This window comes from Nocardiopsis gilva YIM 90087 (assembly GCF_002263495.1).
GTDB classification, from domain to species: domain Bacteria; phylum Actinomycetota; class Actinomycetes; order Streptosporangiales; family Streptosporangiaceae; genus Nocardiopsis_C; species Nocardiopsis_C gilva.
The window spans coordinates 5839766-5862678 of sequence record NZ_CP022753.1 but is presented as its reverse complement, the minus strand read 5'-3'; the positions used below and the strand labels follow the sequence as shown (position 1 = coordinate 5862678).

Here is a 22913-nt window from a genome sequence, read left to right as displayed (position 1 = left end):
GACCTCAGTGACGACCGGCGAGCCCGGGGAGACCGAAGGCCCCGGCGGAGCCGAATCGGCAGCGGAGACCCAGGAGCCGACGCGCTCGGCGTCGGCCGGAGGCACGGGCGGCTCCCCTGACGACGTCACCGTGCCGCGCCTGTCCGCGCTGGGATGGGTGCGCTGGGCGTGGCGCATCCTCACGTCGATGCGCACCGCGCTCATCCTGCTCTTCCTGCTGGCCATCGGCGCCATCCCCGGCTCCGTGCTGCCGCAGCGCGGGGTCAGCGTCGACCAGGTGACCAACTACTTCCTGGACCACCCCGACATCGCGCCGTGGCTGGACCGGTTCTACCTGTTCGACGTCTACACATCGCCCTGGTACGCGGCGATCTACCTGCTGCTGTTCGTCTCCCTCACCGGCTGCGTGCTGCCGCGGGCCATGGCGCACTACCGCACGATGCGCGGCCGCCCGCCCAAGACGCCGCGCAACCTCAACCGGATGCCCTACTGCGCGCGCTTCACCACCGACAAGGCGCCCGACGCGGTGCTGGAGCACGCGCGGAGTGTGCTCAAGGGCTACCGGATGGAGACCGACGCTCCCGCTGACGCCGCGACCTGCACGTCCTCCATCGCCGCCGAAAAGGGCTACCTGCGCGAGACGGGCAACGTGGTCTTCCACTTAGCGTTGCTGGCCATCCTCCTCGCGGTGGCCGCCGGCTCCTTCTACGGCTACCGGGGCAACATGCTCGTCGTCGAGGGCACCGGGTTCGCCAACGGTGTCCCCTCCTACGACGCCTACTACCCGGGCACCGCCGTGAACGCCGGGGACCTGCAGCCGTTCTCGTTCAACGTGGACGACTTCAAGGCGACCTTCATCGAGGGCGGCAAACTCAGCGGCCAGGCCGACTCCTACGCCGCGGACCTCAGCTACAAGGAGGCGCCCGACGCGCCGGAGAAGCACCACAAGCTGGAGGTCAACGAGCCGCTGTCGGTGGACGGCGCACAGGTCTACCTGCTCGGCCATGGCTACGCGCCGGAGTTCGAGGTGACCAACGCCGACGGCGACGTCGTGTTCGACCAGGCCGTGCCGTTCCTCTACCGGGACACTTTCAGCTTCACCTCCGACGGCGTCATCAAGGTGCCGGACACCGGAGACGACGACCAGCTGGGCTTCAGCGCGGTGTTCTACCCGTCGGCGGCGAAGACCCCCCAGGGCGAGCTGACGTCCGACTTCCCCGACACCCGCGACCCCGTGGTCACGCTCCAGGCCTACCAGGGCGATCTGGGCATGCGCAGCCCCCAGTCCGTGTACCAGCTCTACACCGAGAAGATGGACGAGCTCGGCGAGTCCCCGGAGATGCGGCCCGGCGACACCTGGAAGCTGCCGGACGGCGCCGGGTCGGTCACCTTCAAGGGCTACCGCGACTACCTGAGCATGCAGGTGAACAGCAACCCGGCGCGTATCCCCGCCCTGCTCGCGGCGTCGGTGGCCGTGGTGGGACTGCTGGCCGCGCTGTTCGTCCGCCCGCGCCGTGCGTGGGTGCGCGCGAAGCGCGGGGACGACGGGCGTACCGTGGTCGAGGTCGCCGGGCTGAGCAAGACCGATGCCGCGTGGGCGACGGCGGAGTTCCACCGGATCGCCAGGACACTAAGGGACCGACTGCGGGACGCACCCGCCAACGACGCAGGGATGAAGGAGTAACCGGTGGTGCAGATGCTCGCCGCGGAGCCGGCGGTGGACAAGAATCTGGCATCGATCAGCGACAACCTGGTCCTTGCCATGATCGTGATGTACTCGATCGCCCTGTTCCTGTTCGTGATCGAGGCGGCGTACGGGCGCCGGGAGATCCTGCGGGGCAACCGGCTGGTGCCGGTGCGCGTGGAGGCCGGCGCGAAAACGTCCGCGTCCGCCGTGCCCGCCGCCACCGGAGCGGTCTCCGGAGGGCACGTCACCGCCGGGGGCACGGCCTCGGCCGGCGGCTACTCCGCGCCGTTCGACCTCGACGACGACATGACGGTCAACGTCCGCGACCAGGAACCCGAGGCCAAGGCCTCCCGGCACGTCGTAGGGAAGGTGGCGCTGGCCATCACCTTCCTCGCGTTCGGGGTCAACCTCGTCCAGATCATCACCCGCGGGCTGGCGGTCGACCGCTGGCCGTGGGGCAACATGTTCGAGTTCGTCGTGGCGCTGTGCCTGTGCGCGGTGACGGCGTTCCTCTTCGCTGCGGTCCGCTACCAGGCGCGCTACCTGGGCATGTTCGTGCTGATCCCGGTGGTGCTGCTGCTCGGGATCGCGGTCAAATGGCTCTATACCGAGGCGGGCCCGCTCATCCCGGCGCTGGACTCCTACTGGATCCCCATCCACGTCTCGGCGCTGATTCTGGCCAGCGGCGGCTTCATGGTGTCGGGTGCGGCGGCCATCACCTACCTGGTGTCCAGCCGCACCGAGCTGAAGCGTGCGGCGGGGGAGATGGTGACCGGCATCGCCGCCCGACTGCCCAGTCCCGAGCTGCTCGACCGGGTCTCGCACCGGTTCATCCTGTTCGCGTTCCCGCTGTGGACGTTCGGCGTCATCGCGGGCGCCATCTGGGCCGACGAGGCCTGGGGCCGCTTCTGGGGGTGGGACCCCAAGGAGGTCTGGTCCTTCATCACCTGGACCGTGTACGCCGCCTACCTGCACGCTCGCGCCACGGCCGGGTGGCGTGGGTCCAAGGCCGCCTGGATCGGCCTCATCGGCTTCGTCTGCCTGCTGTTCAACTTCTTCGGTGTGAACTACATGTTCAGTGGCTTGCACAGCTACGCCTGAGGGGCTGCGGGGGTCGAAGGGGGTCGTCCCCCTGGGAGGTACGGAACTTCTTCGGTGTGAACTACATGTTCAGCGGCCTGCACAGCTACGCCTGACCGTCGAACCTGTCGGCCGCGCGCGTAGTCCCGCTACCCGATGGCCAAAAGCGTGGGGGCGTGACCTGATATCAGGTCACGCCCCCACGCTCACGTGCAATGTCCTAGTCATCGGGGTTGATGCGCTTGTTCAGGCGGCGTAGGAACTCTGGGTCGTCGTCCGGGCCGAGCGGGTGAGACCGCCCGGACGGTGGCTGCGGATCAGACGGGTCCATGGGCTCGTTCGGCGCGGGCTGGGGCCGGGCCGACGCTGTGCTCGTGGTCGCCGCCTTCGGGCGCCCGAGAAAGAGCCAGAGCAGGGCACCGACTGGCACGAAGAGCACGATCACGACCAACCAGAGGAGTTTTGGCAGGTTGCGTGCCTCGTCCGCAGGGCAGGTGAGCGCGTCGAAGAACGCGTACACCCAGAGCACGATCGAGATCAGCGTGATCAGACCAGCGAGCCACACCATGGAGAAAGCCTATCTTCGTTCCACCCCACCTGCATGGGGAGACAGTGACTCGGTGGCCGAGGGGGAGATCCAACTTGCCGTTCTCCGCGTGACGGGCTGGGGATGAGGTCGTGGTGCTCGTCAGGTGGTCGTCTCAGTGGGCTCCCCGTGCAGCAGCGCGCGGACTTCGGACTCACGGAACCGGCGGTGTCCGCCGGGTGTTCGGATACTGCTGATCCGGCCGGAGGCGGCCCAGCGGGTCACCGTCTTGGGGTCGACCCGGAAGAGCGAGGCCACTTCTCCGGGGGTCAGCAAGCGTTCGCTTCCTCTTTCCACCTTCACAATCCCCCTTCGGGCCCGCCGTCGATGTCTGGGGGGAGGCGGGCGTCTGATCCCCTAGTCTGCACGAGTTAGTCCGTTTCCTCCCTAGTTTTCGTAAAAATTGAGTGGAACAGGTGGCGAGTGCGCGATATGTGATCGGAACGTAACTTTTATTGCAACCTGTCGGTTTCGATACATCCGATGATCGGCATTCCTTGTGGGGGTAGCTCCGTCCCGACACCCGCCCGGGGCCGATGCCGCACCCCACCGACCTGCCCTTACCCTGGTGAGGGAGGGGTGGTCCGGTGGGCACGCCGACGAGGCATGGGGCCGACGCCGAAGCCGCCGACATCACCTCGCCGGTGATTTCTCCCACAAGACCAATCTATTCCGATCTTCACCCGTTGTGAGGCAGTTTTCATGCGTAGCGTCCTCGCCTACACCGCGTCTCGGCTCCTGCTCTTCGCCGTGGCGCTCGGTGTTCTCTACCTCCTGGGCGCCCGTGATTTCCTCGCCCTGGCACTGGCGTTCCTGATCAGCGGCCTGGTGAGCTACGTGCTGCTGTCCAAGCAGCGCGACGCCATGTCCGCCGTCGTCGCCGAGGGCCTGGCCAAGATGCGCGGCATGGGGGAACGCCTGGAAGAAGGTGCTTCCAAGGAGGACGACGCAGATCGGCTCCAGCCCGCCGAGGCGACCGTGTCGACTGACCCCCGCACCGCTTCTCACGCCGACGGCACGAGCCCGGAGTCCCCGTCCGCCGCGAGCGGCGAGCGCTCCTGACCGGCCGTCGCGCCGGGGTCGGAATCGAGCGGGCCGCTCTCCGTTAACGGCATGAAGGTCGGCCGACACCGACCTCTGACAACAGATGGCCCCAGCAGTGGGGCCATCGCGTTGCGCGTCCTATCGTCGGCGTCTCACTCGGTGCGGCCCTTGAGCGGGAACATGCCGATGCGGCCGCGCTTGTAGCCCGCGAGGCGGCTGGTGTCGCTGCCGACGAACAGGCCGTCCGCGGTGGCCGTCAGGGCTTCGGCGCCGTGGCCCCGGGCGCGGCCGGGGTTCCAGGGCAGGGCCTTGCCGCTGTTGGGGTCGAGGGCGGCGATGCCTTTGCGCTTCACCGCGCCGGGGCCGGGCTCGGAGTTGCCCATCGCGTTGTTCATCCAGCGCTGGTGGCCGCCGACGTAGACGGCCGAGCCGGTGATCTCGACGGAGTAGAGGGAGTCGCCGCCGGTGTGGTTGGCCCAGGTGTGTCGGGCGTTGGGGTAGTCGCCCGTCTCCCAGCGGGTGGCGGTCTTGCACAGGCCCCGTTTGAGGATGGGGCCGCCGGCGGTGACGACCACGAAGTAGGAGCCGTCCGGGGAGAAGTCGATCTGGCGGATGTAGGTGTGCATCCGGGAGTAGTCGCAGCGGGCGGCGTAGCCCTCGGTGGACCAGCGGCTGAGGCGGGCGGGGATGACGCCGGTGTCGACCATGGCGATCTGGTAGCGGCGCTGGCCGCGCGCCCGGGTGAAGGTGCCGCCGATGACGAGGCGGGTGCCGCCGGGGCTGATCGCCAGCTCCTGAACGCGCAGTGTGCCCCGGCGGGAGTGGCTGAGGTGCATGTCGAAGCTCTGCTCCACCTCGCCGTTGTACGCGTTGAGCTGGGCGAGTCCGGCGCGGGAGACGCGGTTGACGGAGCCGAAGGAGCCGCCGATGTAGAGGCGGTGGCCGTGCCGGGCGAGGCGGTAGACCGAGCCGCTGCCCAGGCTCGCGTCGAACCCGGGCACCGGCTCGCCGGTGGCGACGGACAGGCGGGCGATGCCGCGGTGGCCGTCTCCGTTGACGCCGGTGAACGTGCCGCCCACATAGACGGTGTCCCCGGGCCCGGCCGCCAGGGTGCGCACCATGCCCCTGATCGTGGGGTTGAAGTCGGTGAGGATCCGGCCGGTGCCGTGCTCGAACGCGACGATGTTCTGCCGCGCGTGGGTGGTCTGCCGATTCGGATCGGCCACCTGGGTGAACTTGCCGCCCGCGATCACCACGTCGCCGACCTGCGCGATGGCCTTGACGGTTCCGTCGAGGATGTGCGGCGTCCAGGAGACGGGGCGCTCGCTGACGACCACGGAATGCGGGAACCCCGTCGGAGCGGCGTCGGCCGATCCCGCGAACAGCGCCGACGCGATGAGCGTGAGCGTGCTCAGCGCGACGGTGCACAGCGAGCGGGTGCGACCTGGGCGTCCCTGGTGTCCCTGACATCCCACGAGTGGCGTTCTCCAGATTCCTCGGGCATAACCACGCAGCCCCGTGGCCGGGTGACAGGACCACTGTGCGGGTTGGCGGCAGGCGCGCGGTTCTGTGACTATGGGTTACTATCCATTGCTTACCGTAACTGTTCTTGCGTGTGATACGGGGGACGGGCGCGGCGCGCTGTCGGAACCGGGTTCAACGGGGCTGGTGCCGCCGTAGTCTTGGGGCATGACCCGCGCCGAACTCGACAAGCAGCCGTACGACGTCGCCACGATGTTCGACGGCATCGCCAGCCGCTACGACCTGGTGAACGACGTCCTCTCTCTGGGGCAGGACCGCGTCTGGCGGCGCGCCATGGTGAAGGCGGTCGAGGCCTACAGCGGGGAGCTCGTCCTCGACCTGGCCGCCGGGACCGGGACCTCTTCGGAGTCGTTCGTGTCCAAGGGCGCGCGCGTCATCGCCTGCGACTTCTCCCAGGGCATGCTCCGGGTCGGTGCGGAGCGCCGGGGCGGCGCCTCGCGCGACGGGGTGACCTTCGTGGCCGGAGACGCCCTGCGGCTGCCGTTCGCCGACGAGACCTTCGACGCCGTGACGATCTCCTTCGGCCTGCGCAACGTCAACGACGTGGATCAGGCGCTCCGCGAGATGCGGCGGGTGACCAAGGTCGGCGGCCGCCTGGTCATTTGCGAATTCAGCCATATCCCGGTCGAACTGGTGGACAAGTTCTACGCCACCTATCTCATGGCCGCCCTTCCCAAGATCGCGAAGTGCTTCACCTCGAACGCCGCGGCCTATGAGTACCTCTCGGAATCGATCATGGACTGGCCCGACCAAGCCGAGCTGGCCGCGCGGTTGCAGCGCGCCGGGTGGTCGCGCGTGGCGTGGCGCAACCTCACCATGGGCGTCGTCGCTCTTCACCGCGGGGTGCGCGGCTCCTGACCTGACGCGTGCGGCGCCCCTCCGCAGGGCGGGAATAGTTTTTCTGGCAAAGGCCTCGAAACGGATGTTTCGGGGTCTTTGTCGTATATGGGATTAATGGCCATAAAGCAGACGTGTTTCACTTCAAGCACGCAGGTCACGCGCGAGATGTCTGCTTTGTCATGAATCGGTGGCGATCAAGAAGAGGGACCTCTGGGGCTCGCCCCGGAGGTGTCCAAGGGTCTAGACTTCGGAACGAAGCCTTGTGAAGTCCTTCACAAGCTAACGAGTCATTGATAACACTGGTTGTAGACGAACAACACAGGAACACCACAGAGCGTCACCCCGCAGACGCGCCCCCGCAGAGCGGTACACCGCTCACCACGCACGTCAAGGACCGAACTCGTGAGCGAGACAGCAGCCACCTCACTGTCCGTCCGGGACACCCCCGAACTCGAGGCCGACGTCATCATCGTCGGCGCTGGGCCCGCCGGTTCCACGACGGCCTACCACCTGGCCCAGGCCGGGCTCGACGTCCTCCTGTTGGAGAAGACCTCCTTCCCGCGCGAGAAGGTCTGCGGCGACGGCCTGACCCCGCGCGCCGTCAAGCAGCTGGCGGCGATGGGCGTCTCCTTCGACGACAAGGGGTGGATCCGCAATCGCGGCCTGCGCATCATCGGCGGCGGCGTGCGGCTCGAACTTCCCTGGCCGGACCTTGCCGAGTACCCCGGGTTCGGCCTGGTACGCACGCGCTACGACTTCGACCGCATCCTCGCCGACCAGGCCGTCAGCGCCGGGGCGCGGCTGTGTGAGAACACCACCGTCACCGCCCCGATCCTCGACGCCCGCACCGACCGCGTCGCGGGCGTCCAGGCCAAGAACCCCCACGGCGAACCGGTCAGCTACCGCGCGCCGCTGGTCATCGCCGCCGACGGCAACTCCTCCCGGCTGGCCGTGGCCCTGGGCATCCGCAGACGCGACGACCGCCCCATGGGCGTGGCCGTGCGCACCTACTTCACCAGCCCCCGCCACGACGACGACTTCCTGGAGTCCTGGCTGGAACTGTGGGACAACAGCGGCGCCAAGAACGTCCTGCTGCCCGGCTACGGCTGGGTCTTCGGCGTCGGCGACGGCACCTGCAACGTCGGCCTGGGCATCCTCGACTCCTCGGCCGGGTTCCGCGAGATCGACTACCGCAAGCTGCTGCGGCTGTGGACCGCGAGCATGCCCGAGGAGTGGGGGTTCACCGAGGAGCGCCAGCGCGGCCCCATCCGCGGCGCCGCCCTGCCCATGGGCTTCAACCGCACCCCCCACTACACGCGCGGGCTCATGCTCGTCGGCGACGCCGGCGGCATGGTCAACCCGTTCAACGGGGAGGGCATCGCCTATGCGATGGAGGCCGGGCACATCGCCGCCGACGTCGTCGTCCAGGCGCTCAGCCGCCCGACCGTGCAGGCGCGCGAGCGCACCCTGCACCGCTATCCGCAGGTCCTCTCCGACGCCTACGGCGGGTACTACACGCTCGGCCGCTGCTTCGTGAAGATGATCGGCAATCCGGACTTCATGAAGCTGGCCACCAGATACGGCCTCCCTCAGCGCACGCTCATGAAATTCATGCTGAAGATGCTGGCCAATCTGACCGAACCCAGTCGCGGAGACGCGATGGATCGCGTGATCAACGGGATGTCCAAGATGGCCCCCGCGGCGTAGCGACGGACACCGGCTCACGGGACGCGAACCTGATGGCGACCTCGGACCACCACACGACCTGCTACGTGAAAGCAATCACAAGCGGGTGCGCCGCCCTGCCCGCCGCGCACCCGGATCTGACACCCGCGCACTCCATGGGCACGAAGGGGAACGGCTGGTAATGGAGCTGTACACACCCGTCATCGTTCTCGGCGCGATCGGCGCCGCGTTCGTCGTGGTCTCGATGATCGTCGGGTCCATCGCCGGGCCGAAGCGGTACAACCGCGCCAAGCTGCAGTCCTACGAGTGCGGCATCGAGCCCACCCCGCAGCCGGCCGGCGGCGGCCGCTTCACCATCAAGTACTACATGACGGCGATGCTCTTCATCGTCTTCGACATCGAGATCATCTTCCTCGTTCCCTGGGCGGTCCACTTCGACGCGCTCGGGGTCTTCGGCGTCGTCGCGATCCTGCTGTTCCTGGTCAACGTGTCGATCGCCTACGCCTACGAGTGGAAGCGCGGAGGCCTCGAATGGGACTGACCCGCGCCGCGACGACCCCCGGATCGCGCACTCCCGCACCGGCGGTGAACCACCGGCGCTCCAGCCGCTCAACCGACTCCATTCACTCCAGCAACGGGAAAGGGGGTTCGCCGGATGGGGATTGAAGAGAAACTGCCGAGTGGCGTCATGCTCACGACCGTCGAGCAGGTCGCCGGGCTGGTCCGCAAGACCTCGATGTGGCCCGCGACGTTCGGTCTGGCCTGCTGCGCCATCGAGATGATGTCCGTGGGCGGACCGCACTACGACCTGGCCAGGTTCGGCATGGAGAAGTTCGGGGCGACCCCGCGCCAGGCCGACCTGATGATCGTGGCGGGGCGGGTGAGCCAGAAGATGGCCCCGGTCCTGCGGCAGATCTACGACCAGATGCCCGAACCCAAGTGGGTCATCGCCATGGGCGTCTGCGCCTCCAGCGGCGGCATGTTCAACAACTACGCCGTCGTGCAGGGCGTCGACCACGTCGTCCCGGTCGACATCTACCTGCCCGGCTGCCCGCCGCGCCCGGAGATGCTGCTCGACGCCGTGCTCAAGCTGCACGACAAGGTGCAGAACACCAAACTCGGCGCACACCGGCGCAAGGAGATCGACGAAGAGGAGGAGCGCCGCATGCGCCGCTCCCTCCCGCTGATCGACCGGCCCGAGCAGGTGACCGGATGACCGCCAACGGAGCCAACGGACACAACGGCGTGCCCGAGCAGGGGAGCGAGCAGGAGAACCTGCCCGCCAAGGCCGGGGAGGAGCGCCTCGCCTCGCCCATCGCCCGTCAGGGCATGTTCGGCACCCACACCACCGGCGACACCTCCGGTTACGGCGGCCTGCTGGTCCGCCGCCCGGCCGTGCCCGACGCCGAGCGCCCCTACACCGACCCGGAGGACCCGCGCACCGCCGACTTCGACACGGTCGCCGACGCCCTGGAGCGCACGCTCGACGACGCCCCGGTCTCCTACGCGGAAGCCGTCGAGCGGGTCGCCGTCGACCGCGGCGAGATCACCTTCCAGGTGCGCCGCGATGCCCTCCTTGAGGTCATGCGGCGGCTACGCGACGACCCCGCGCTCCGCTTCGAGCTGTGCCTGGGCGTCACCGGCGTGCACTTCCCCGAGGACACCAACCGCGAGCTGCACGCCGTCTACCAGCTGCGCTCGATCACCCACAACACCGAGATCAGGGTCGAGACCACCTGCCCCGACGCCGATCCGCACATCCCCTCGATCGTGTCCGTCTACCCGACCAACGACTGGCACGAGCGCGAGGCCTGGGACTTCTTCGGCATCGTCTTCGACGGCCATCCCGCCCTGACCCGCATCCAGATGCCGGACGACTGGCACGGGCACCCGCAGCGCAAGGACTACCCGCTCGGCGGGATTCCGGTGGAGTACCGCGGCGCCACGATCCCCCCGCCCGAGGAGCGGAGGTCCTACTCATGAGCACCAACATCACCGAGGACTACATCGACGCCTCCGGCGGCGACTGGGAGGAGGTCGTCGAGCGCGCCCAGTCGAGCGGCGCCGAGCGGCTCGTCGTCAACATGGGTCCGCAGCACCCGTCCACCCACGGCGTGCTGCGCCTCATCCTCACCCTGGACGGCGAGACCGTCACTGAGGCCCGCGTCGGCATCGGCTACCTGCACACCGGCATCGAGAAGAACACCGAGTACCGGACGTGGACGCAGGGCACCACGTTCGTGACCCGGATGGACTACCTCATGCCGCTGTTCAACGAGGCGGCGTACTGCCTGGCCGTGGAGAGGCTGCTGGGCATCACCGACCGCATCCCCGAGCGCGCCAACGTCATCCGGGTGCTGATGATGGAGCTCAACCGGATGTCCTCGCACTTCGTGGCGATGGCGACGTTCGGCATGGAGATCGGCGCCACCACGGTCATGACCAACGGCTTCCGCGAGCGGGAGATGGTGCTCGACATCTTCGAGCTCATCACCGGCCTGCGGATGAACCACGCCTACATCCGCCCCGGCGGGGTGGCCCAGGATCTGCCGCCCGGCGCGATCGAGAAGATCAGAGAGCTGCTCGCCGAGATGCCCAAGCGCGTCAAGATCCTGCGCAAGCTGCTCGACGCCAACCCCTTCTATCTGGCGCGGACCCGCGACGTCGCCTACCTGGACATGGCCGCGTGCCTGGCGCTGGGCGCCACCGGCCCGCTGCTGCGCGCCTCCGGTCTGGCCTGGGACCTGCGCAAGGCCAAGCCCTACTGCGGATACGAGAACTACGAGTTCGACGTCCCCGTCTCCGACGGCTGCGACGTCTACGCCCGCTACCGGGTCCGCGTCGCCGAGCTTGAGCAGAGCCTGCGGATCATCGAGCAGTGCCTCGACCGGCTCGAACCCGGGCCGGTGATGATCGACGACGCCAAGATCGGCTGGCCCGCGCGGCTCACCCTCGGGGCCGACGGCCTGGGCAACTCGCCCGACCACATCGCCCACATGATGGGCAACTCCATGGAGGCGCTGATCCACCACTTCAAGCTCGTCACCGAGGGCTTCCGCGTTCCGGCCGGGCAGGCCTACGCGGCCGTGGAGAGCGCCAGGGGCGAACTCGGCTGCTACACGGTCAGCGACGGCGGCACCCGGCCCTACCGCGTGCACTTCCGCGACCCCTCCTTCACCCACCTGCAGGCGGTCGCGGCCATGTGCGAGGGCGGAACGGTGGCCGACGTCATCGCGTCGGTGGCCAGCATCGATCCAGTGATGGGAGGGGTGGACAGGTGACCACGACGACCAGGGGATTCACCGACGAGGTACGGGCCCGGCTGGAGGTCGAGGCCAAGGAGATCATCGCGAAGTACCCCCGGGAGCGCTCCGCGCTGCTGCCGCTGCTGCACCTCGTGCAGGCGGAGGAGGGCTACGTGAGTTCCGCGGGCATCGCCTTCTGCGCCGACCAGCTCGGCCTGACCAAGGCCGAGGTCACCGCGGTGGTCACCTTCTACACCATGTACCGGCGGCGGCCCGGCGGCGACTACAACGTCGGGGTCTGCACCAACACGCTGTGCGCGGTCATGGGCGGCGACGAGATCTTCGGCGCGCTCAAGGAGCACCTGGATGTCGGCCATGGCGAGACCACCGAGGACGGCAAGGTCACGCTGGAGCACGTCGAGTGCAACGCCGCCTGCGACTTCGCCCCGGTCGTGATGGTCAACTGGGAGTTCTTCGACAACCAGACCCCCGAATCGGCCCGGCGACTCGTCGACGACCTGCGGCTGGGCAACGACGTGGTCCCCACGCGCGGCCCCGACCGGCTGTGCACATGGAAGCAGGCCTCGCGCGTGCTGGCCGGATTCCCCGACGGACACGCGGAGGAGGGCACCCAGGCCGGCGAGCCCTCGCTGCGGGGCCTGCGCCTGGCGCGCGAGCGCGGTTGGACGGCGCCCGACCCCGACGCCCTGCCGCCCCGCCCGGCCGACGACGCCGGTGAGGGGGAAGCGAAGTGACGCCACTGACACCCGTCCTCTCCCGCGACTGGGACCGGACGGACCTCTACACCCTCGACGGCTACCGCGCCACCGGAGGCTACGAGGCGCTGCGCACCGCGCTGGGCATGGAGCCCGACACCCTCGTGGGGATGGTGAAGGCGTCGGGCCTGCGCGGGCGCGGCGGCGCCGGGTTCCCCACCGGCATGAAGTGGGGGTTCCTCCCCAAGGACAACCCCAAGCCCCGCTACCTCGTGGTCAACGCCGACGAGTCCGAGCCGGGCACCTGCAAGGACATCCCCCTGATGCTCGCCAACCCGCACGTGCTGCTGGAAGGCGTCGCGATCTCCTCCTACGCGATCAAGAGCAACCTGGCCTTCATCTACGTGCGCGGCGAGGTCCTGCACGTCATCCGGCGGCTGCGCCAGGCCGTGGCCGACGCGTACGCCGCCGGGCTGCTCGGCAAGAACATCCTCGGCAGCGGCTTCGACCTCGACGTCGTCGTGCACGCCGGGGCCGGCGCCTACATCTGCGGTGAGGAGACGGCGCTGCTCGACTCGCTGGAGGGCTACCGCGGCCAACCCCGCCTCAAGCCCCCCTTCCCCGCGGTCGCCGGACTCTACGCCTCGCCCACCGTGGTGAACAACGTCGAGTCCATCGCCAGTGTGCCCAGCATCGTGGCCAACGGCGTCGAGTGGTTCACCGCCATGGGCACCGAGAAGTCCGCCGGGTTCGGCCTGTTCTCCCTGTCCGGGCACGTCGCCCGGCCCGGCCAGTTCGAGGCCCCGCTCGGCATCACCCTGCGCGAACTGCTCGACATGGCGGGCGGGGTGCGCGCCGGGCACGAGCTGAAGTTCTGGACGCCCGGCGGCTCCTCGACCCCCATCTTCACCGCCGAGCACCTCGACACCCCGCTCGACTTCGAGTCGGTCGGCGCCGCCGGGTCGATGCTGGGCACCCGCGCCCTGCAGATCTTCGACGACACCACCTGCGTGGTCCGCGCCACCGGACGCTGGATCGCCTTCTACGCCCACGAGTCGTGCGGCAAGTGCACGCCCTGCCGCGAGGGCAACTTCTGGATGGAGCAGGTGCTCGACCGCCTGGAGCGCGGCGACGGGACCGAAGCCGACCTGGAGAAGCTCCTGGACATCTGCGACAACCTGCTCGGCCGCTCCTTCTGCGCCCTGGGCGATGGCGCCGCCAGCCCGGTGATGTCGTCGATCAAGTACTTCCGTCAGGAATACGTCGACCACGTCGAGCAGGGCGGGTGTCCGTTCGATCACGCGAAGTCGACGGTGTGGGGAGGAGCTCGATGACCGTCACGACCAACACGACATCGGGCGGCACGCCCGCCGTGCCGCCGGAAGATCTCGTCACCGTCACCATCGACGGGTTCCAGATCAAAGTGCCCAAGGGCACCCTGGTCATCCGCGCCGCGGAACTGCTGGGAATCCAGATCCCGCGCTTCTGCGACCATCCGCTGCTCGAACCCGCCGGCGCCTGCCGCCAGTGCCTCGTCGAGATTCCGGACGCGGGGAACGGGCGCGGCATGCCCAAGCCGCAGGCGTCCTGCACCATCACCGTCATGGACGGGATGGTCGTCCAGACCCACCTCACCTCCGCGGTGGCGGAGAAGGCCCAGCGGGGGATCATGGAGTTCCTCCTGATCAACCACCCCCTGGACTGCCCCGTCTGCGACAAGGGCGGCGAGTGCCCGCTGCAGAACCAGGCGATGTCCAGCGGGCAGGGCGAGACGCGGTTCCTCGACGTCAAGCGGACCTTCCCCAAGCCCATCTCGCTCTCCAGCCAGGTGCTGCTCGACCGCGAGCGCTGCATCCAGTGCGCCCGCTGCACCCGCTTCTCCGCGGAGATCGCCGGGGACCCCTTCATCGAGCTGCTGGAGCGCGGCGCCCAGGAACAGGTCGGCATCGCCGAGGGCGAGCCCTTCCAGTCCTACTTCTCCGGCAACACCGTGCAGATCTGCCCGGTGGGCGCGCTCACCGGTGCCGCCTACCGCTTCCGCTCCCGCCCCTTCGACCTGGTCAGCACCCCCAGCGTGTGCGAGCACTGCGCCTCGGGATGCGCCCAGCGCACCGACCACCGCCGCGGCAAGGTCACCCGCCGCCTGGCCGGCGACGACCCGCAGGTCAACGAGGAGTGGAACTGCGACAAGGGCCGGTGGGCGTTCACGTACGCCACCCAGCCCGACCGGCTCAAGCGCCCCCTCGTCCGCGACGAGGAGTCCCGTGCCCTGGAGGTCGCCTCCTGGCCCGAGGCGGTGTCCATGGCGGCGCGCGGCCTGGAGCGGGCGCGCGCCAGCGGGCGGGCGGCCGTCCTCACCGGGGGCCGCCTCACCCTGGAGGACGCCTACGCCTACGCGAAGTTCGCGCGGGTCGCGCTGCACACCAACGACATCGACATGCGGGCGCGCGTCGAATCCGAGGAGGAGGCCGACTTCCTCGCGGCCCGCGTCGCCGGGACCGGCATCCAGGTGAGCTACGACGACCTGGAAGCCGCCCCCGCCGTCCTGCTCGCCGGGTTCGAACCCGAGAACGAGTCGCCCATCGTCTTCCTGCGGCTGCGCAAGGCCGCCCAGAAGAAGGGGACACGCATCTACGCGATCGCCTCGCACGCCGACCGGGGACTGGACAGGATGAGCGGCACGCTCATCGCGGCCACCCCCGGCGACGAGGCAGGGGTCCTCGACGGGCTCACCAGCGAGCAACCCGAGGTCGTCGAGGCGCTCGGCGCCGAGGGCGCGGTCATCCTCGTCGGTGAGCGCCTCGCCGAGACGCCCGGCGCCCTGTCCGCGGCCGTCCGGCTGGCCGACCGCACCGGCGCCCGGCTCGCCTGGATCCCCCGGAGGGCCGGGGAGCGCGGCGCCATCGAGGCGGGGGCGCTGCCCAACCTGCTGCCGGGCGGGCGCCCCGTCGCCGACGCCGGAGCCCGCGCCGAAGCCGCGCGCGCCTGGACCACCGGCCCGCTGCCCGAGCGCGAGGGGCGCGGCACCACCGCCATCCTGCGCGACGCCGCGGCCGGTGCGATCGACGCGCTGGTCATCGCCGGTGTCGACCTGGACGACCTGCCCGACCCGGCCCTCGTCCGCGCGGCCCTGGCCAAGGTTCCCTTCCTGGTCAGCCTGGAGCTGAGGGCGAGCTCGGTCACCGACCGCGCCGATGTGGTGCTGCCGGTGGCCGCCGTGGCGGAGAAGGCCGGCACGTTCGTCGACTGGGAGGGCCGCGAGCGCCCCTTCGGCGACGCGCTGAAGACCCCTGGCGTCCTGTCCGACCTGCGGGTGCTCGCCGCGATCGCCGACGAGATGGACGTCCACCTCGCACTGCCCTCGGCCGAGGCGGCCCGCAACGAGCTGGCGCGGCTGGGGGCCTGGAGCGGTGAACGGGTCCCCGACCCGCTCACCCCCGCCACGGCGCGCCCCGACCCCGGACCAGGGCAGGCGGTGCTGTCCACCTGGCGGCAGCTGCTCGGCGGCGGCCGCATGGAGGACGGCGAGCCCTACCTCGCCGGAACCGCCCGGCCCGCCCTGGCGCGGCTCTCGGCCGCCACGGCCGCCGAGATCGGGCTGTCCGACGGGGGACTGCTGCGGGTCACCGGCGACGGCGGGTCCGTCAGCCTCCCGGCGGTCGTCACCGACATGCCCGATCGGGTGGTGTGGCTGCCCGCCAACGGCGAGGGCACCAACCTCCAGCGCGACCTCGGCGTCGGCGCGGGCGCGCTGGTGGGGCTGGAGGTCGACAAGAGGGCCCATGAGGCCGCCGCGACGAGTGCTGGGAGTGAGAAGTGATGCCCATCTCCCCGGGAGACGCGGGCGCCGGACTGGTGCTGGCCGCCGAGCCCGGGCTCGACGCGTTCGGCGGTGACCCGTGGTGGATCACCCTGATCAAGGCGCTCGCGATCTTCGTCTTCCTGATGCTGTGTGTGCTGATGATGATCATGGCCGACCGCAAGGTCATGGGCCGGATGCAGCAGCGCCACGGCCCCAACCGGTTCGGCCCCTGGGGGCTGCTCCAGTCCCTGGCCGACGGCGTCAAGCTGTCGCTGAAAGAGGACCTGATCCCGCGCGGGGTGGACCGGGCGGTCTACATCGCCGCGCCGATGATCGCCGCCGTCCCCGCGTTCATCGCCTTCTCGGTGGTCCCGGTCGGACCCGAGGTCACCATGTTCGGCGTCCAGACGCAGCTGCAGCTCACCGACCTGCCGATCGCGGCGCTGGTGGTGCTGGCGACCGCGGCGGTCGGCGTCTACGGCATCGTGCTCGGCGGCTGGGCCTCCCAGTCGCCCTACGCCCTGCTCGGCGGGCTGCGCGCCTCCGCGCAGGTCATCAGCTACGAGATCGCCATGTCCCTGTCGTTCGTGGCGGTGTTCATGTACGCCGGGACGCTCACCACCTCCGGCATCGTCGACGCCCAGCGCCCGGTGTGGTTCGCGGTCATCCTGCTCCCGTCGTTCCTCGTCTACGTGGTCACCATGGTCGGCGAGACCAACCGGCTGCCCTTCGACCTCGCCGAAGGTGAGGGCGAGCTGGTCGGCGGCTTCATGACCGAGTACTCCTCGATGAAGTTCACCATGTTCTTCCTCGCCGAGTACGTGAACATGGTGACCGTCGGGGCGATTTCGGTGACCTTCTTCCTCGGCGGCTACCTCGCCCCGTGGCCCATCACGGCCTTCTGGGCCGGGGCCAACGAGGCCTGGTGGCCCGCGCTGTGGTGGCTGCTCAAGTTCATGGGCGTCATGTTCTTCTTCATCTGGATCCGCGGCACCCTGCCCCGGATCCGCTACGACCAGCTCATGCAGCTCGGCTGGAAGGTCCTCATCCCGGTGCAGCTGGTCTGGATCACCGCGCTGGCGATCGTCCGCGTCATGGCCAACGAGGGCGCCCCGCTCTGGGCGACCGGCGGCGTGGGCGTCGTCTTCGCCGCGTTGTTCGTCGCCTCCGTCTACGCCATGGTCCGGTCGGAGAAGCGGCGGCGCGCCGCGGAGGCGGCCGAGCACCACGAGGAGCTCCGGCGGATGCGCGCGGACGCCTCCTACGGCGGATTCCCCGTGCCCCCGCAGAACCTGCCGCACTACGGCAGCAGCGTGCGCGCGGAGGAGCCGCGCCCCACCACGAACGCACCGAACCGATCCGAAAAGCGTGAGGAGGTTACCGGTGCTTGATTTCCTCAACCCCGTGAAGGGGTTCGGCGTCACCTTCCACACCATGTTCACGAAGGTGCCGACCATTGAGTATCCGGAGGTGAAGCGCCCGACAGCGCCCCGCTTCCACGGGCGGCACCAGCTCAACCGCTGGCCCGACGGGCTGGAGAAGTGCATCGGGTGCGAACTGTGCGCCTGGGCCTGCCCGGCGGACGCCATCTACGTGGAGGGCGGCGACAACACCGAGGACGCCCGGTTCTCGCCCGGCGAGCGGTACGGCCGGGTGTACCAGATCAACTACCTGCGGTGCATCCTGTGCGGGCTGTGCGTCGAGGCGTGCCCCACCCGGGCGCTGACCATGACCAACGACTACGAGCTCGCCGACGACAACCGCGAGAGCCTCATCTGGACCAAGGAGCAGCTGCTCGCGCCGCTGCGCGAGGGGATGGAGGCGCCGCCGCACCCGATGCGGCTCGGTGAGACCCAGGAGGACTACTACCGGTCCGTCAACGGCGCCTCCCAGGACATCGAGAACGACGGCGAGGCGGTCCGGTGACACCGACGACCGTGACTCCCGCGCCCCCCGTTGACGCGCACGCGCTGGCCGCCCCCATCTCGGCGGGCGAGGGCATGGTCTTCTGGGTGCTGGGCTCCGTTGTGGTGCTCGGCGCGCTCGGCGTGGTGTTCAGCCGCAAGGCCGTGCACTCCGCGGTGATGATGGCCGTCGTCATGCTGGGGCTGGCCGTCTTCTACGGCATCAACCAGGCCCCGTTTCTGATGGTGGTGCAGGTCGTCGTCTACACCGGCGCCGTGCTGATGCTGTTCCTGTTCGTGCTGATGCTCGTCGGCGTCAGCTCGGCCGACTCCCTCGTCGAGACGATCCGCGGGCAGCGGCTGCTGGCCGCGCTGGTCGCCCTCGGCTTCCTGGGCGCACTGTCCCTGGGGCTCACCCGCGTCGTCGTCGGCGACCCGGTCGGCATGGACGCGGGGGTGGCCGCGGCCGGCGGCAGCGTCCCGTGGATCGCTGGAGAGGTCGTCTACCGCTACGTCGTCGCGTTCGAAGCGACCGGCGCGCTGCTCATCACCTCAGTGCTCGGCGCCCTGGTGCTGGCGCACGTCACCCGGCTGAAGAAGCGCCGCACGCAGCGGGACTTCTCCCGGGAGCGGGTCCGTGGCGATCACCTCACGCCGCTGCCCGGCCCCGGCACCTACGCCCGCCACAACGCGATCGACATGCCGGCGCTGCTGCCCGACGGGTCGATCTCCCAGCTCTCGCTCAACCCGGTGCTCGCCGCCCGCGACCCCGAGCTGCAGTCGGGGGTGCCGCGGGAGGTGCGGCTGGGGACCGAGCCGGAGCCGGGCGGGGCGTCGGCCTCGGCGTGGTCCAAGGAGGGCCACGAGCTCGGCGAGCCCACCGACGGGAACGGGGAGGACGCCGAACCGGAGCGAGACGGCGACGGCACAACGACGGGCAGGAGGTGAACCGGGCGTGGACCCGATGAACTACATCGCCCTCGCGGCGATCGTCTTCACGATCGGCGCTGTCGGGGTACTGGTGCGGCGCAACGCGATCATCGTCTTCATGTGCGTCGAGCTCATGCTCAACGCCTGCAACCTGGCGCTGGTCGCGTTCGCGCGGCTGCACGGCGACATCGGTGGCCAGGTCATCGCGTTCTTCGTGATGGTCGTGGCCGCGGCCGAGGTCGTCGTTGGGCTGGCCATCATCATGCAGATCTTCAGGACCCGCAGGTCGGCATCGGTCGATGACGCCAACCTGCTCAAGAACTAGAAGGCGACGTGGCTGTGTCCGACCTCTTCCTCGCCGCCGAACCGGTGGTCACAACGGACGCCAGCGGGGCGATCATGTCCAACGCCTGGCTGCTCATCGCCCTGCCCCTGCTGGGAGCGGCCATCCTGCTCCTGGGCGGGCGGCGCACCAACGGCTGGGGCCACTGGCTCGCCGTCGCGCTGCCGCTCGCGGCCTTCGTGTGGGCCGTGCTCGCCCTCGTCGAGCTCCTGGGGATGGCGCCCCTCGACCGCAGCGTCTCCGTCCCCGTGTACACGTGGTTCGAAGCGGGGCGGTTCAGCGCGGACGTGACGCTTCTGGTCGACCCACTGTCGATCAGCTTCGCGCTGCTCGTCACCGGCGTCGGCTCCCTCATCCACATCTACTCGGTGGGCTACATGGCCCACGACGACGACCGGCGACTCTTCTTCGCCTACCTCAACCTGTTCGTCGCGGCCATGCTGGTGCTGGTCCTCGCCGACAACTACGCGCTGCTGTTCCTCGGCTGGGAGGGCGTGGGTCTGGCGTCCTACCTGCTCATCGGGTTCTGGCAGCACAAACCCGCGGCGGCCGTGGCCGCCAAGAAGGCGTTCCTGGTCAACCGTGTCGGCGACCTCGGGCTGCTCATCGGGGTCATGCTGATGTTCTCCACGTTCGGCACGGTCGCGTTCGGCGACGTGCTCGGGGCCGTGGACGGTGCCGGGCAGGGCGTGCTCACCGCGGTCGGGCTGCTCCTGCTGCTGGCCGCGTGCGGCAAGTCCGCCCAGCTGCCGCTGCAGTCCTGGCTGCTGGACGCCATGGAGGGCCCGACCCCCGTCTCCGCGCTCATCCACGCCGCGACCATGGTGACCGCCGGTGTCTACCTGATCGTGCGCTCCGGGCCGATCTTCGAGGCCGCGCCGACCGCGCAGCTGGCCGTCGCCATCGTCGGCGCCGCCACGCTGCTCGCCGGTGCCGTCATCGGGTCCGCCAAGGACGACATCAAGAAGGCGCTGGCCGGGTCCACCATGAGCCAGATCGGTTACATGACGCTGGCGGCGGGCCTCGGCCCGATCGGCTACGCCGCGGCGATCGCCCACCTCATGACGCACGGCTTCTTCAAGGCCGGGCTGTTCCTCGGTGCCGGGTCGGTCATGCACGGCATGAACGACGAGGTCGACATGCGCCGCTACGGCGGGCTGCGCACCTACATGCCGATCACCTTCGCGACGTTCGGGCTCGGGTACCTCGCCATCATCGGGGTCCCGCTGCTGTCGGGGTGGTGGACCAAGGAGGGCATCATCCAGGCCGCCTTCTCCTTCCCCGGTGTCGCCGGACAGCTGCTCGGCACGGCCACCCTGCTCGGCGCCGGGCTGACCGCGTTCTACATGTCGCGGATCATGTTCATGACGTTCCTGGGGGAGAAGCGCTGGGCCGACGACGCCCACCCGCACGAGTCGCCCACCTCCATGACCGGGCCGATGATCGTGCTGGCCGTCGGGTCGGTGGCGCTGGGCGGGCTGCTCGTCTTCGGCAACACCTTCGCCGAGTTCCTCGCCCCGGCCGTGGGCGCCGAGGTGCACCACTTCGACTTCGTCCACATGCTGACCGGCCCCTACTCGCTGATCGCGCTCGCCGTGCTGGTCGCCGGTGTCGCCGTGGCGTGGTGGCGCTACGTCTCGGCGCCGGTGCCGGTGGTCGCGCCGCGCGGCAACCTCGTGGTCGTGGCCGCGCGCAACGAGCTCTACGGCAACGCCATCAACGAGGGGCTGTTCATGCGGCCGGGGCGGGTCCTGGCCGCCGGAATGGACATCTTCGACAGGGCGGTGGTCGACGGCCTGGTCAACGGCGTCGGCACCAGTGTGCGCGACACCTCGCGAGAGCTGCGCACCACACAGACCGGGTTCGCCCGCACCTACGCGCTGACGATGCTCTTCGGAGCCGCGATCGTCGTCGCAACGCTGGCTGTGAGGATCTAAATGACCGATATCCCCTGGCTCACCCTGGCCATCGCGCTGCCCGCCCTGGGCGGCCTGGCCATCGCGCTGATGCCGCGCGAGCGGATCGAGACCGCCAAACGGGTGGCGCTCGGCGTCACGCTCGGCACGCTGCTGCTCGTCGTCGCCATGGCCGCCCGGTTCGACGTGGCGAGCACGCAGCGGCTGCAGTTCACCGAGGTCCACGCGTGGATCCCGCAGTTCGGGGTCAGCTACGCGGTGGGAGTCGACGGCATCGCGCTCGTGCTCATCCTGATGTCGGTGCTGCTGGTTCCGCTGGTGGTGTTGGCGGCCTGGAAGGAGAACGACGCCAGCACTGTGGACGACGGGGGCAAGGGCTACTTCGCGCTGATCCTGCTCCTGGAAGCGATGATGATCGGGGTCTTCGCCGCCACCGACGTCTTCCTCTTCTACGTCTTCTTCGAGGCCATGCTCATCCCGGTCTACTTCATGATCGGGCGCTACGGCCGCGGCGAGGACCGCCGCCGCGCGGCGATCAAGTTCCTGCTCTACAGCCTGCTGGGCGGGCTGCTGATGCTGGTCGCGGTGATCGGCGTCGCCGTCTACGGCGGCACCTTCCTGTGGAGCGACCTGGTCGCGCCGGGCAGCGCGCTGGCCGGGGTCGACACCACCGTGGCCCGCTGGCTGTTCCTCGGGTTCTTCATCGCCTTCGCGATTAAGGCGCCCATGTGGCCGGTGCACACCTGGCTGCCGTCCGCCGCGGGGTCCTCCCGGCCGGGCACCGCGGTGCTGCTGGTCGGCGTGCTCGACAAGGTCGGCACCTACGGCATGCTGCGCTACTGCCTGGAGCTGTTCCCCGGCGCGGCCGCGTGGTTCGTCTGGCCTGTGGTGGCGCTCAGCCTGGTCAGCATCGTCTACGGTGCGATCCTCGCGGTGGCGCAGAGCGACATGATGCGGCTGATCGCCTACACCTCGATCTCCCACTTCGGGTTCATCACCCTGGGCATCTTCGCGATGACCACCCAGGGGCAGTCCGGCGCGGCGCTGTACATGGTCAACCACGGCTTCGCCACCGGCGCGCTCTTCCTGGTCGTCGGGTTCCTGATCGCGCGGCGGGGCTCCTCGGCCATCGCCGACTACCAGGGGGTCCGTACCACGGCCCCGCTGCTGGCCGGGACGTTCCTGGTGGCGGGCCTGGCCGGGCTCTCGCTGCCGGGGCTGGCCCCGTTCGTCAGCGAGTTCCTCGTGTTCATCGGCGCGTTCATGTTCCACCCGGTTCCGGCGATCATCGCCACCGCCGGGACGGTGCTGGCCGCCCTCTACATCCTGTGGATGTACCAGCGGACCATGACCGGCCCGCTGCCCGCATCGCTCGGCCGCCTTCCCGATCTGTCCCACCGCGAGGTGTGGGTGGTCGGTCCGCTCATCGCGCTCATCGTGCTCTTCGGCCTCTACCCCCAGCCGCTGCTGGACGCCATCAACCCCGCCGTGGAGCAGACCATGCAACAGATCGACGCCACCGACCCCGCACCGGCGCTCGACGCCGCCGGTGAGGCGGCCGGCGGGCAGGAAGGAGCCGACGAGTGATCGCC

Annotated in this window: 21 protein-coding genes; 18 read left to right on the top strand and 3 right to left on the bottom strand. The window is 69.6% G+C overall.

The features are described 5' to 3' along the window. Positions 1–7 precede the first annotated feature (7 nt). A complete protein-coding gene (gene resB / locus CDO52_RS25610) occupies positions 8–1684 on the top strand; it encodes a cytochrome c biogenesis protein ResB (RefSeq protein ID WP_017618572.1) in 1677 nt (558 codons plus the stop codon). Between the two features lie 3 nt (positions 1685–1687). After that, positions 1688–2788 (top strand): c-type cytochrome biogenesis protein CcsB, encoded by a 1101-nt coding sequence (ccsB, locus tag CDO52_RS25605; protein WP_094932759.1) that lies wholly within the window; start codon positions 1688–1690, stop codon positions 2786–2788. Between the two features lie 199 nt (positions 2789–2987). On the opposite strand, the gene CDO52_RS25600 is transcribed toward ccsB, so the two are convergent. Both CDO52_RS25600 and CDO52_RS25595 read right to left on the bottom strand, forming a co-directional pair. Continuing rightward, positions 2988–3335, bottom strand: coding sequence for a PLD nuclease N-terminal domain-containing protein (locus CDO52_RS25600; protein ID WP_017618574.1), 348 nt, complete (start codon positions 3333–3335; stop codon positions 2988–2990). 120 nt (positions 3336–3455) lie between these two features. Further along, positions 3456–3656, bottom strand: coding sequence for a BldC family transcriptional regulator (locus CDO52_RS25595; protein WP_026125787.1), 201 nt, complete (start codon positions 3654–3656; stop codon positions 3456–3458). Between the two features lie 399 nt (positions 3657–4055). On the opposite strand from CDO52_RS25595, the gene CDO52_RS25590 reads away from it, so the two are divergent. Beyond that, positions 4056–4415: a DUF4229 domain-containing protein gene (locus tag CDO52_RS25590; protein ID WP_017618576.1), complete on the top strand. Its 360-nt coding sequence runs from the start codon at positions 4056–4058 to the stop codon at positions 4413–4415. Positions 4416–4549: 134 nt separating this feature from the next. Here CDO52_RS25590 and CDO52_RS25585 read toward each other — a convergent pair whose 3' ends face one another. After that, a complete protein-coding gene (locus CDO52_RS25585; protein WP_198345792.1) occupies positions 4550–5872 on the bottom strand; it encodes a hypothetical protein in 1323 nt (440 codons plus the stop codon). A gap of 214 nt (positions 5873–6086) precedes the next feature. Between CDO52_RS25585 and CDO52_RS25580 the strand changes: the two genes are divergently transcribed. The 15 genes from CDO52_RS25580 to CDO52_RS25510 all read left to right on the top strand — a co-directional run bounded on the left by CDO52_RS25580 (position 6087) and on the right by CDO52_RS25510 (position 22908). Continuing rightward, positions 6087–6797 carry a demethylmenaquinone methyltransferase gene (locus CDO52_RS25580; RefSeq protein ID WP_017618579.1) on the top strand — a complete coding sequence of 237 codons (711 nt, stop codon included), beginning with the start codon at positions 6087–6089 and terminating at the stop codon, positions 6795–6797. A gap of 384 nt (positions 6798–7181) precedes the next feature. After that, the gene (locus CDO52_RS25575) at positions 7182–8486 is read left to right on the top strand and encodes a geranylgeranyl reductase family protein (protein WP_094932758.1); all 1305 of its coding nucleotides are present in this window, start codon (positions 7182–7184) and stop codon (positions 8484–8486) included. Between the two features lie 160 nt (positions 8487–8646). After that, positions 8647–9006: an NADH-quinone oxidoreductase subunit A gene (locus tag CDO52_RS25570; RefSeq protein WP_017618581.1), complete on the top strand. Its 360-nt coding sequence runs from the start codon at positions 8647–8649 to the stop codon at positions 9004–9006. A 114-nt stretch (positions 9007–9120) separates the two neighbouring features. Further along, positions 9121–9681: a NuoB/complex I 20 kDa subunit family protein gene (locus tag CDO52_RS25565; RefSeq protein WP_017618582.1), complete on the top strand. Its 561-nt coding sequence runs from the start codon at positions 9121–9123 to the stop codon at positions 9679–9681. Further along, positions 9678–10448 (top strand): NADH-quinone oxidoreductase subunit C, encoded by a 771-nt coding sequence (locus tag CDO52_RS25560; RefSeq protein WP_017618583.1) that lies wholly within the window; start codon positions 9678–9680, stop codon positions 10446–10448. Before CDO52_RS25565 ends, CDO52_RS25560 begins: the two co-directional genes overlap by 4 nt. After that, entirely contained in the window at positions 10445–11746 is a 1302-nt protein-coding gene (locus tag CDO52_RS25555; protein ID WP_094932757.1) for an NADH-quinone oxidoreductase subunit D, read from the top strand. The genes CDO52_RS25560 and CDO52_RS25555 overlap by 4 nt, the downstream gene beginning before the upstream one ends. Continuing rightward, a complete protein-coding gene (gene nuoE, locus CDO52_RS25550; protein WP_017618585.1) occupies positions 11743–12465 on the top strand; it encodes an NADH-quinone oxidoreductase subunit NuoE in 723 nt (240 codons plus the stop codon). The genes CDO52_RS25555 and nuoE overlap by 4 nt, the downstream gene beginning before the upstream one ends. Next, positions 12462–13760, top strand: coding sequence for an NADH-quinone oxidoreductase subunit NuoF (gene nuoF, locus CDO52_RS25545; protein ID WP_017618586.1), 1299 nt, complete (start codon positions 12462–12464; stop codon positions 13758–13760). The genes nuoE and nuoF overlap by 4 nt, the downstream gene beginning before the upstream one ends. Continuing rightward, entirely contained in the window at positions 13757–16246 is a 2490-nt protein-coding gene (locus CDO52_RS25540; protein ID WP_017618587.1) for an NADH-quinone oxidoreductase subunit G, read from the top strand. Before nuoF ends, CDO52_RS25540 begins: the two co-directional genes overlap by 4 nt. Next, positions 16246–17619, top strand: a complete 1374-nt coding sequence (gene nuoH / locus CDO52_RS25535; RefSeq protein WP_017618588.1) for an NADH-quinone oxidoreductase subunit NuoH — start codon at positions 16246–16248, stop codon at positions 17617–17619. Before CDO52_RS25540 ends, nuoH begins: the two co-directional genes overlap by 1 nt. Beyond that, positions 17612–18154 carry an NADH-quinone oxidoreductase subunit NuoI gene (gene nuoI / locus CDO52_RS25530; protein ID WP_017618589.1) on the top strand — a complete coding sequence of 181 codons (543 nt, stop codon included), beginning with the start codon at positions 17612–17614 and terminating at the stop codon, positions 18152–18154. The genes nuoH and nuoI overlap by 8 nt, the downstream gene beginning before the upstream one ends. After that, positions 18151–19080, top strand: a complete 930-nt coding sequence (locus CDO52_RS25525; RefSeq protein ID WP_017618590.1) for an NADH-quinone oxidoreductase subunit J — start codon at positions 18151–18153, stop codon at positions 19078–19080. The genes nuoI and CDO52_RS25525 overlap by 4 nt, the downstream gene beginning before the upstream one ends. Positions 19081–19087: 7 nt before the next feature. Next, positions 19088–19387: an NADH-quinone oxidoreductase subunit NuoK gene (gene nuoK / locus CDO52_RS25520; protein ID WP_017618591.1), complete on the top strand. Its 300-nt coding sequence runs from the start codon at positions 19088–19090 to the stop codon at positions 19385–19387. A 74-nt stretch (positions 19388–19461) separates the two neighbouring features. After that, positions 19462–21342, top strand: coding sequence for an NADH-quinone oxidoreductase subunit L (nuoL, locus tag CDO52_RS25515; protein WP_083919855.1), 1881 nt, complete (start codon positions 19462–19464; stop codon positions 21340–21342). Further along, the gene (locus tag CDO52_RS25510; RefSeq protein ID WP_017618593.1) at positions 21343–22908 is read left to right on the top strand and encodes an NADH-quinone oxidoreductase subunit M; all 1566 of its coding nucleotides are present in this window, start codon (positions 21343–21345) and stop codon (positions 22906–22908) included. The last annotated feature ends 5 nt before the right edge of the window (positions 22909–22913 follow it).